The organism is Streptococcus suis (assembly GCF_002964575.1).
Taxonomy (GTDB): domain Bacteria; phylum Bacillota; class Bacilli; order Lactobacillales; family Streptococcaceae; genus Streptococcus; species Streptococcus suis_R.
This window is the reverse complement of record NZ_POQQ01000092.1, coordinates 1-329: the sequence shown is the minus strand read 5'-3', so window position 1 is coordinate 329 and position 329 is coordinate 1. Positions and strand designations below refer to the sequence as shown.

At 41.3% G+C, this 329-nt stretch carries 1 pseudogene; it reads right to left on the bottom strand.

Annotated elements, in window-relative coordinates:
• A pseudogene (locus C1E58_RS11845) lies at positions 1-329 on the bottom strand (IS5/IS1182 family transposase); the annotation flags it as partial.

Below are 329 nucleotides of genomic sequence, written 5' to 3'. Positions count from 1 at the left end.
CGCATGAATGTTGCATCGTGATCCGTTTTAGAATAGGAATTTCGCTCTTGTAGAATCTGTTTATCTCGTTCGTACTTCTGTTTCCGAACAAGAAAATCCTCTTTCAACTTTCTCTTGAGTTTCTTAATTCTTCTTCGTTTCTGTCTGTTGGCTGATCCACCTTTAATGACTTTAGGCTCTTGTGAGATAGCTTCTTCCACCTCATCCAATACTTGTTCTGTCTCATGTAGGAGTTGTTTGAGTCCCTCGCTAGTGAGGCATTCTTCCTTGGACAAGGCAGTATTCACCCCTTCTTGAACTAGCTTGTCATAAAGGGCAGAAATGTTTCC